Annotated in this window: 9 protein-coding genes; 4 read left to right on the top strand and 5 right to left on the bottom strand. The window is 49.2% G+C overall.

What is annotated here, in order from left to right:
- From FH749_10110 to cls, 4 genes are all read left to right on the top strand, one after another.
- On the top strand, positions 1 to 126 hold a 126-nt coding region (locus FH749_10110), incomplete at its 5' end, for an IS3 family transposase (GenBank protein ID MTI95819.1).
- An 80-nt stretch (positions 127 to 206) separates the two neighbouring features.
- Entirely contained in the window at positions 207 to 701 is a 495-nt protein-coding gene (locus FH749_10105) for a cyclase family protein (protein ID MTI95818.1), read from the top strand.
- A 26-nt stretch (positions 702 to 727) separates the two neighbouring features.
- Positions 728 to 1,591 (top strand): radical SAM protein, encoded by an 864-nt coding sequence (locus FH749_10100; GenBank protein MTI95817.1) that lies wholly within the window; start codon positions 728 to 730, stop codon positions 1,589 to 1,591.
- A 254-nt stretch (positions 1,592 to 1,845) separates the two neighbouring features.
- Entirely contained in the window at positions 1,846 to 3,273 is a 1,428-nt protein-coding gene (gene cls, locus FH749_10095) for a cardiolipin synthase (GenBank protein MTI95816.1), read from the top strand.
- A 311-nt stretch (positions 3,274 to 3,584) separates the two neighbouring features.
- Here the strand turns inward: cls and FH749_10090 are convergent, their stop codons facing one another.
- The 5 genes from FH749_10090 to FH749_10070 all read right to left on the bottom strand — a co-directional run bounded on the left by FH749_10090 (position 3,585) and on the right by FH749_10070 (position 10,349).
- On the bottom strand, positions 3,585 to 4,559 hold the full coding sequence (locus tag FH749_10090) for an ABC transporter ATP-binding protein (protein ID MTI95815.1): 975 nt from the start codon (positions 4,557 to 4,559) through the stop codon (positions 3,585 to 3,587).
- Positions 4,560 to 4,563: 4 nt separating this feature from the next.
- Positions 4,564 to 5,577: an ABC transporter ATP-binding protein gene (locus tag FH749_10085; protein MTI95814.1), complete on the bottom strand. Its 1,014-nt coding sequence runs from the start codon at positions 5,575 to 5,577 to the stop codon at positions 4,564 to 4,566.
- Positions 5,578 to 5,595: 18 nt separating this feature from the next.
- Positions 5,596 to 6,966 (bottom strand): ABC transporter permease, encoded by a 1,371-nt coding sequence (locus FH749_10080; protein ID MTI95813.1) that lies wholly within the window; start codon positions 6,964 to 6,966, stop codon positions 5,596 to 5,598.
- Positions 6,963 to 8,042, bottom strand: a complete 1,080-nt coding sequence (locus FH749_10075) for an ABC transporter permease (protein MTI95812.1) — start codon at positions 8,040 to 8,042, stop codon at positions 6,963 to 6,965. Before FH749_10075 ends, FH749_10080 begins: the two co-directional genes overlap by 4 nt.
- A 126-nt stretch (positions 8,043 to 8,168) precedes the next feature.
- Positions 8,169 to 10,349: an ABC transporter substrate-binding protein gene (locus FH749_10070; GenBank protein ID MTI95811.1), complete on the bottom strand. Its 2,181-nt coding sequence runs from the start codon at positions 10,347 to 10,349 to the stop codon at positions 8,169 to 8,171.
- Positions 10,350 to 10,657 lie beyond the last annotated feature (308 nt).

Here is a 10,657-nt window from a genome sequence, read left to right as displayed (position 1 = left end):
GTTTTCTCTAGCCAACAGGAACTTGACCTTGAACTCTTTGATTATGTAAACTGGTTCAACAATGTTCGCATACACGGATCACTGGACTATCTAACACCGAATGAGTACAAGCTAATGCACCTTTAAATATTTGTCCAGTTTAGTGTTGACATACCAATAAGACCTTAGATGAGAATGGATTCAATAACTCCCGACTTGAAACCGGCATGCATGCAGGAACCCATATTGATGCGCCACGACACTTTTTGGATTGTGGCAAGCGTATTGGTGACTTTGGCTTAGAAAAGTTTATTGGCAAAGGTTGTTTATTAGATGTAAGGGGAGAAAGTAACATAGCCCTTAAACAAGAATATTTTCAGCTTGTACAAGAAGGTGACATCGTTCTACTGTTTACAGGTTTAGGCAGCTTGTTTAGGGAGAACAGTTATTACGAGAACTTTAACGATCATCCTCTTGTTGAAATTGAACTGGCGGAGTTTTTCGTGGAAAGAAAGATAAAAATGTTGGGCATGGATACACCAAAACCGGATAATTTTCCCTTCGCAATCCACAAATTACTGTTAAGTAACGGGATATTAATCATGGAAAATCTAAATGACCTGGAGAAGTTGGTGAGTGTGCCCAGTTTTGAAGTTATTGCTCTTCCCTTGAAGATCCATGCAGAAGCTTCTATAGTAAGAGCTGTTGCAAGGGTTCAGTAGGATTAATAGTCAAAGGAGAAACGCCGATGTCTTATTCAGCACCTTTATACCGACCGCCCAGTGAGGCCGATAGTCTGATTCTGCAGCTGACCCATGGGTGTTCCCACAACCAATGTGTGTTTTGCTATATGTACAAAAATAAACCCTATCGGGTTAAAACCTGGCAAGAGATGCAAGCACATATTGCGTGGGGAAAAACAATCGGGATTGATGCCAAGAGAATTTTTCTGGCCGATGGCAATGTGCTTGCTCTTTCTACAGAGACGTTATTGTCGTTATTACAAACGTTATATCAAGAATTTCCCCAGTTGGAGCGTGTGTCTCTTTACGGCGGACCACGGGATATTCTCGCCAAAAGGCCTGCTGAGCTTTACGCACTCTCGGCGGCCGGTTTAAAGTTGGTCTATCTGGGGGTGGAGAGCGGCAGTGCCCGAGTTCTGGCCAGAATGAAAAAGGGTGTGAACCCAGCTGAAATGATAGAGGCCGGCGGTAGGGTGCGCGAGGCAGGAATTCCTTTGTCTTGTATGTTGATTTCCGGCCTGGGGGGTAGCGAGCTTTGGCAAGAGCATGCTTTAGAGAGTGCCCGTGTTATCAATGGGATAAATCCTGAGTACTTGGCGCTGCTTACCCTGCTGGTTGAAGCGAATACACCGCTTTATCAGAAAGTTAATTCAGGCGAGTTTTCCCTGCTGGCTCCGGAAAAAATTTTGGCAGAAACATATCTGCTGTTGGACAGTTTAACCCTGAGCGCCTGTACCTTCCGTAGCAATCATCCGTCCAATTATTTTTCCTTGGCAGGAGTGCTGAACAGGGACAAGGGACTGCTCCTCCGGCAGATTCGACAAGTCCAGGCAGAAGATTTACGACCGGAGGACTGGCGTGCTTTATAGTCTATTGGCAGACTCATTGGAATTGTTTGTTGAGAATACTGCCGAACACCTCTTCGAGATAAGTGAACAACAGCTTATGCTGAAATCTGTAGAATAGTTTTGGTGTGAGCCCCGTTCTTTTACATAAGAGCGGGGTTGTTTGCTATCGACACAGAAACAAGGCTTATTGCGTATAGTGGTTAACATAAGGCAACATCTGGTACTTCAATTCACTGTCAGCGGTTGTTACAATAGGGAAAGACAGGGGTGAGACGATGACAATGTACCTTCCAGTTTATATTGCATATTTATTTGCTATCATATCGCTTATTTTTTTTAGTCGCAAAAAGCCATTGCAAAGGTTCAGCTGGATCTTAATTCTGGTGCTGGTGCCCGTCATTGGCCTTATCTTGTATTTGCTACTTGGCAGTGATAGTTTTCAGGAATACCGTAAACGCAGAATCTTCAAGCGACATGGGACAACGCTTAACTCCCTTGAAAGCATAGTCTGCAGTGCTGAAAACGCGAATGATAATGAACTCTTAGACCTGGAGTTGCCGTCATTTTTGCACAAGTTTTGCGGCAGTAATTTTACCGCCGATAATGACGTTAAACTGTTTACGGATGGCGCCTCAAAATATGAAGCGCTTTTTCACGACCTTCATCAAGCAAGCGACAACATCCATGTCCAGTATTTTACGATTCAAAACGATGAAGTAGGCCAGCAATTGCTTAATATCCTTGTCGAGCGGGCAGAGGCAGGTGTCGAAGTTAAACTCCTTTATGATGGCATCGGTAGTTTGTTTAGTTTTTTCTCTCCGCTAATCAAAAGATTAAAAAATGCTGGAGGGAAAGTGTCCATCATAAGACCATACTCTTTGGACATTAACTATCGGAATCACAGAAAAATTGTTGTTATCGACGGAGTCATTGGCTATACCGGCGGGATGAATGTAGGCGCTGAATATAAGTTCGGCGTCCGTGAAAAACCTTGGCGGGATACACATCTTCGAATCACAGGCAGTGCAGTTCATTATCTGCAAAAGATTTTTTTGTCTGACTGGACAACGTCCAGGAAGAATGCTGACCTTGGTCTGAGAAATGAACTTCTGCACTATTTTCCCGAGCCAGACAAAAAAGGGAATTTGGGGGCGCAAATCGTTGCCAACGGTCTGTATAACAAGTACAGCAATAACGACATTATGAACTTCAGCTACTTGTACATTATTTCCCGGGCAAAGAGAAGGGTGTGGATTCAGACTCCGTATCTGGCACCTTCCGATCCAATCTTGCAAACTTTAAAAGCCCTTGCCAGCACCGGTGTTGATGTTAGAATAATGACATCTGCATCATATGCTTTTGGAGGCTTGTTTCACAATAGCATTACTAATTACTTTTTGCGCTACCTGGTGGATAGCGGCGTGAGAGTATTCAAGTACAACGGTGTAATGCATGCTAAAACGTTGTTAATTGATGACGATGCGGTAAGTATTGGGACGGTAAACCTGAATGCCCGGAGCCTGGGAATAGATGATGAGCTCTATGTTTGTTTTCAGTCACCGGAATTTGTCAAAGAGTATAGACTACTGTTCGAAAAGGATCTACTGAACTGCGTCGAGTTGGATTACACTAAGTTCCGTGAACAATGCTTTACTTCCCGAATATTTGAGTCTGTGATGAGTTTTTTCTCATCAGTAGCTTAAAATGATCGGGTATGTCTCCCTCAGAAGCAATCAGAAAAGCCCAGTTGACGCATCAGATGGCGTCAACTGGGCTTCTTTTGTATTTCAATATTCAGTTTCAGATACCCCATCCTCTATACTATTATGAGCGAGTTCGAAAAAAGATCGATACACCGATGAATCCCAGGACCAGGCCGCTAACCATAGAACCGTACGACAGAAACGACAAGAAGAATGTTGATTCAAGCACGTCTATGATAATCAGAAACGGCAAAGCGGCGCCTAAAAGCAGTAGTAAAAATCCCAGGATGACAAACTTTGTCGGAGCCATGTTATTTATATAGCCAGCACTCGACGGAATGGTCGGGGCTGGGTTTGAACTCCGGAGGCTCTTCGACATCGCAAAGATCTTTTATCATGTGGGGGCACCGTGGGTGGAACCGACAGCCTGTTGGCGGATTTATCAAGCTTGGTGGCTCTCCCGGCGGCACATCTTTGAAGCGCGCGGCATTATCCGGATCCGGGTCTGGGATGGCGTTAAGCAGGGTTTGGGTGTAGGGATGAAGCGGTTTTTCCACTACGCTGTTCACATCCGTCTTTTCTACCAGCTTTGCTGCATACATGATAAAGACGTACTCTGAGAAATAGCGTACAGAAGAGAGGTCGTGGGTGATATAGATTACACTCATTTTATGCTTCTGTTGGATTCTGCGCATCAACTCAAGGATTTCCACGCGCATGGAGGCGTCGAGCATTGATACGGGCTCATCGGCAACGATTAGCTTGGGATTCAAGATAATCGCCCTGGCGATTACCAAGCGCTGCTGCTGTCCCCCAGAGAGCATGTGAGGATATTTATCAAGATAATCATCTACCGGCAGCAGCCGTACCTCTTCTAGTACGTCTCGGATCCGCTGTTCGTGTTCCTTGCGATCCACTTTGTTTATGATCATCGGCTCACTGAGTATCCGCCTGATACTCATAAACGGTGGCAGCGCTCCGTAGGGATCCTGCTGGACAAAACCGACCTGCCGATGCAGCCAGGCTAAATCTTTGGATTGTTTATCGATTTTTTTCCCGCCGAAAATCATCTCTCCACCGGTAGGCTGGGCCAGCCCCAGGATTGTCCGCAGCAGGGTAGTCTTCCCCGAGCCGCTCTCGCCTACTATGGTAATCGTCTCACCGTGGTCGAGGCTGAAATTAACTCCATCCAGCGCTTTTACATAGCCCGCGTGCAGAAACCCCCAGCGCTTTAACTCAAACCAAGTGCGGAGATCGTTGACTGTAAGAAGTTTTTCGTTTTGCATTTCCTCAACTCCTCTCATAGAGCCAGCACTTTACCAAGTCGTTCTCGTGCGCAAAGAGAGGAGGTTCTTCTGCGCAACGCTCAAATCTCTGAGGGCAACGAACGGCAAATCGGCACCCCGCGGGCGGGGTAAGCAGGCTTGGTGGCTGGCCGGTGATGAAATCCGGTTTCTTGTCCTGGCGCAGGGTGGGTACGCTGGCCATCAATTTCTGGGCATACGGATGCAGCGGTTTGCGATAGAAACGATGGGCACTGCTGTGCTCCACAACCTGTCCTGCATACATGCAGATCACTTCGTCTGCCAACTCGCTTGAAGTGGCGATGTCATGGGTAATGAGGATGAAGTTCAGGTTTAACTCCTGCTTAATCTTCTTTAGCGCGTTCATTATGTTGGCCTGGGTCAAGACGTCCAGAGCAGAAGTCGGTTCGTCGAGAATGACGAGGACTGGATCCGCCACCAGGGCCATGGCAATAATCGCCCGTTGACGCATTCCCCCCGAAAGCTCAAATGGATAACGCTCCAAGAAATCCAAAGGGATGCCTACAATCCGGAAAACTTCCTTGGCCCGTTCATAGGCTTGCTCTTTTTCTATTTCCTGGTGGAGGAAGAGAGGTTCAGTCACCTGGTACCCCATCTTTAGAACTGGGTTGAGCGAGTTCAACGCCGCCTGTGGAACCGTCGATATTTTTACCCAGCGAACTTGTTTACGGAAATTATCCTCGCTGAGTTTCATTACATCCTTGCCTTCCAATAAGATACGGCCCTTATAGGTGTCGATATTCTGCGGCAATAGCCTGAGGATGGCTCGGGTAAGCGAAGTTTTGCCGCAACCGGACTCGCCAACGATTGCCAGAGACTGAGCAGGGGACAGCTCAAAGCTTACCCCTTCCACCGCCCGAACTACGCCAACGGAGGTGCCGAAGTAGAGGTGGAGATCTTCGACTTTAAGCAGCGGGCCTTCTACAGTTTGGGGCTTGCTGGTCACGGTATTTGTGCTACCTCCTGTATTTATAGTCATAAGCGCTCAATCTCCTTATCATAATTTCCTCAATCTTGGGTTGAAAATGCGGTCAAGGGTGTACCCCAACAGGGAGAAACTGAGTCCGATTAACATGAGGGCGACAGCAGGTTGAAGCATCCAGTAGTAATCCCCCATGTAAAGGGCGTCGTTTACCCGCGCGTCATAGATAATCTTACCCCATGTGGGTAGCCTCGGGTCACCTAGACCCAGCACCGCCAGCGTTGCTTCCAGAAACACAAACGAAGGAATGACGATGATGAACTGAGGCAGGAGTACTGGTGAGAGACGCGGCAATAGGTATTTAAAGATAATGCGGAAGTTCCCAGCCCCGTAAGCTTGGGCAGCTTCGATATAGGGAGCTTCCTTGGCCTGGAGAAACATCGCCCGGTAAACCTTCATCGACGCGCTGAATACGCTCAATAGGATGACCACTCCCAGCATGACCCAAAGGCTCCGTGTGTAGAAGTGTCCGACCATCATCAGGACGACTAGCAGAGGCAGAATCATTGTTACCTCTGTGAGTCGGTGGAAGATCGCGTCGATTTTGCCTCCGAACCAGGTGCCGATCCCACCGAGAATGAAAGTGCTGAGCTGGGCGCCGACAGCAGCAAGGACCCCGAATAGAAGTCCAACTGGCGCGCCCCAGCGCAGGGCTATGGTGAGATCGCGTCGCAGGTGGTCGGTGCCGGCAGCTCCGTGCACCTGACCGAAAACCACTAGTTCAGCCGCGTGCAGTTCTGTTGTCTCCGGAATTTCACCCAGCATCACCAACTCGTAGTTACCCTGAAGGGGCTTACCGTCTCTGCCGGGGCTAGGGTTCTCAGAAAAAAGTCCTACATGGGGAGAAGCCCCGTTAAGTTGCATGCGTAGCGCTGAATCCAGAGAGATACGGTATATATGGTGGGCCCGAAATCCCAGGTTTTCAGAGAGGGTTACCGTTTCTCCGTTGGGTTTGCGCAGGTAGACTGAGAATTCTTTTGCTCCTGTAGCTTCGGTAAACAGGCTGATTTCCGAGGGAAAGGTGTCATAGTTAAATTCGAAGGGAAGGACTACTTCCACCGAATTCATCCCGCCGCCGATGGGTTCAACCCTCATCTCCCCGGCATCTTCAAGACTAACCTTAATTGTGCGCGAAAGACTATCGCTGGTGAACCAATCGAACCAGGCTGGCTCTGCCCGTCGTGGGTGATCGTCCCAAATGCCGGGACCGCCTCGCCACAATGTTACCGCCTCATCTAGGGGAAGGGAAAACACGGTGTGGATAGAGAAAGCGATGAAAATAAACATGATAATCAGTCCCACTATCGCTGAGGGGTAGCGGCGCAATTCTTTTAACTTGCTCCACGCCGATGGCGCGCGACGCAATTCTTTCAACTTAGTGCTCATTTTTTCCCTCCTCCAGCACCCAGCCGTACCCGTGGGTCTAGGGCGGCATAGGCGAAGTCAAGCAACAACACCGAAAGTGCCAGCAGATAACCAAAGATGACAACAGTGCCGACGATTACTGGAGTATCGTTTAACTGGATAGCTTGAAAGAACAGTCGTCCGATGCCTGGCCAGTTGAACACCGTTTCCAGGACTACAGCCCCCATCCACATATTTATTAAGACGAGCACGAAGTTTGTGATGATCGGAGGGAGGGTTGGCCTAAGAATATATCGCCTCTCCAGCGACCGCGGAGAAAGCCCCTTTGCTCGGGCCAAGTCAATATAGTCCTCGTTGGAGTAAATCAGGAAGAAAGTTCTCCAGCTATAAATATTGGAGAAAAGTGAGCTGATGATCATGGCGCTTACGGGAAGAACCATGTGCCTCAACAAACTCATTGCGTAGCCCCAAGTGGTCGGAGGTGGCGGCGCTGCCACAATTCCTCCCCAGGGCAAGACTCGTAACACCGCGGCAAAAATCAAGATTAAAAATAGGCCGTATAGCCAGGCAGGTGCGGCCGAAGTGGGGGCCAGAGCTATTATGGTTCGATCCAGAAAACTTCCGTAGCGTCGTGATAAAAATAGGGCAACAATCAATGCCAGAACAAATACAATCAGCTGGGCCGTCCCCAAGAGTACCAAGGTTGACGGAAGGCGCTCCAGCAAGACGTTGCGTACATTTCGTGAGCCGGAGTCACTGGTGAGATGTTCGGTGCGTCCTAGGCCCAAGGACAAAGCTTCTCCCAGGTAGCCGACGCTGCGTATAAGAAATGGCCGGTCAAGCCCCTGGCGTATAATCTCTTGCTCAACTCTCTCTTCAATCAGTTTCATAACTTCGCTGCTTGGTAATGCGTGGTTCGCAGGGTTTGCATTCACGGCCATCGTAACGTCAAATTCGATATTGGACCGGCGAGCGTCATCCAGTTGGCCGCCCCAATTAGCGATGAACAAGGTGAGGTATACGGCGATGACCACAGTAATAAAAAGAGAGAACGCCCTGAGTAGCACATATTTCCCCATTATGCTAAAAGTTTTCATCAAGAACTCTCCTCACGCTGAAATCCATCGATTCCCGATGTTGTAGAAAAGAGGGGCCGGAGGTCCAACCTACCGGCCCTTCTGTGTTGCACCAACTAGTTGATTTTAGATAAAGCTTGATTACCTCTACTCCATTTCCAGTTCGCCAAGCATGAAGAACCACTGATCCGGAGGATCGGGGTAGTCGGCAAATCCTTCCAGGACTGCTGTCGTTTCAATCGGGTGAACTGATTTAAGGACATAGGGGCCGGCACCTACCCAGAAGTGTCCATGCTCTTCGTAGAACGCCTGGATATTGGCCCAGCGTTCGGCTGCCTCATCTTCACTGATGAACTCACCGAGGACCGAAGCGTAGGGGATGTAGTTCTCCTCAGCTGCCTGGTTCATGTGCTTCTCTAGTATAGGCAAGCTTTCCCCCTTGGTATAATCCATCCATCCCACGCCGAGCTCATCGGACTTGAAATTGGAGAAAGCCAGCTCTCTAGCAGCATCGGCGAGCTTGCCTACGGTGATCATGTGCCAGAAGCCAGACCAATCGTAGGTGCCGTATACCGGCCACCAGGTAGTTGCGTTGACTTCTGCATCCAGGTACCACAGGTCGCTATAGGTTTCAATGATAAGCGGCTCTGTTGAAACGATCCTTACACCTCTGAACATGTTCAGAGAGGATTCCAACTCAGCTTGATAGGAGAGGTCGAATATCGGGCTATCTTCCTTACCCCGGTCGAAATACACAATCATGCCCATAACGAAGTCGCCGACGGACAAGGTGCTTCCATCATGGAGCGGATGATCAAAGATGTCATCCGGATAGTACACAACCGACTTACGCAGAGCTGTTACGCCATCGGGATACTTTTCATCCACGGTGATGAATCGCTGCTCTTTAGCGTCCCAGTCAGCCCAGGCATCACCGGGCACTGTGATTTCATCGGCAAAGTCCAGGGTTACCCAGTCGAGAGTCTGATCTACCGGCATGCCAGTTTTCATGGTAACTTCGGCTCTTTCAGCCCGCTTGCCATGGTAGAGACCGTCCCGCGGATCAGGCAGGATGCCCATATCACCCAGGGCACGGCGATTAACCATGTTATCGTAGGTAAAAGCAGAGCCGTCCACCGGGTTCCATGGATCGACAAAGAAGTTTGGTACCGCGAAGCGCAGGTCTCCACCAACCGGCTCGCCATCTTCGTGGCGGTGGGTGGTCCAGACCCAAGCCGGGTCACCGATGCCGCCGGCCAGGTCGACGGCTGTTTTAACATCAGCCCGGTACGGGTTAGCGCCAGCTTTGTCACAAATCCAAATCTGGTTGGAGAACTTCATCGCTTCCCACAGAGCGATATCAAACAGCTCTTCACGCTCTTCCATGGTGGTGAAGTCCTTCTCACGGAGTCTCCGGGATGCGTTATTCAGCTCGGGGAAGTCTGCTTCCAACGGCTCTTGCAGTACCTGGAATACAGGCCACGGCATGACCCGGTGGGTGTAGAACTGGTCAAAGGTATGTGCCGAACACCGCGGGATTACCGGTGATGACCAGCCTCCGGTGTAAATGTTCCAGTTGCCTTCCCGGGGATGAGTCCCGGTCCAGATTGGGTTTGCCTCGGCACCGGTATAGTGCGGGGCATGAACCTCGAAGCCTAGGTCTTCAAGGAGCCCGACAAAATAGTCACCAGCTTCGGGATATGGCGGTAAATCGGCGCGAATCAAAGCGGTGAGCTCAATTACTTCGCCTTCGTAATGCCATGTTCCGTCCACCAGTTCTGCTCCGAGAGCTTCCATCCGCTCAGTGACAACTTCAGCGGCCTTGTCTGGGTCGTGTGCATAGAAGTCCTCAATTTCTTCTACGATGTGAGGATAGCGGATGGCTGAATCGGGAAACTTCTTGCCCATGAAAGTCCATTTCGGTTCCCCAAGACCGCCCAGGTATTCCTCAACTATATAGTGGCGGTCGACCAACCAATTCATCGCCTCACGAATTTGGGCATCATGAAATGGGTTAAACATTCCGTTATCGAATGTCGGCCCCCATGTGTTGAACCGAATCTCGCTGTAGCCACCGTAACTCAGACCAAAATCGAGATTGGGATCGTCCGCGATTTCCTCGAAAAGGGTTGGATCGGTGATGTCGAAACCGTAGAGATCGATGTCGCCCCCTTGCAATTGACGCACTGCTGCCGCGGGGCTTTCCACGGTCATAAAGACTACTTCGTCCAACAAAGCCCCTTCACCATCCTGGTCGCCGCCACAACCAGCTAATAAGCCAGCGACCATCGTCATGACCAGAACTACCAGTAAACCTTTCTTTAACACGCATTAATCCCCCTTTCAGAATCTTCAAGCTGCATTAAGTTAAAACATAGTTAACCCCGTGCTCACCCCCTCTTCCTGATGACCCTCATGACACAAACTTGTAATAATAACATCTTAAAAACTCAAGTTTCGCACACCCAAAACCCTGCTGACCTCCTGAAGTAACTAGGTAAGTCAGCAATAAATTGGCCATAAAGCTCCCTAATGTGCTCCTGATTTAGTCTAGCCCTGCTCATGACATATACAGCGAATAGGCTGACCAATAATTGAAGAGCAGCAGTGAATGTTATGTCTTGCAGCTCATCGCA

This window comes from Bacillota bacterium, assembly GCA_009711825.1.
Taxonomy (GTDB): domain Bacteria; phylum Bacillota; class Proteinivoracia; order UBA4975; family VEMY01; genus VEMY01.
This window is presented reverse-complemented; position numbering and strand designations above follow the sequence as displayed.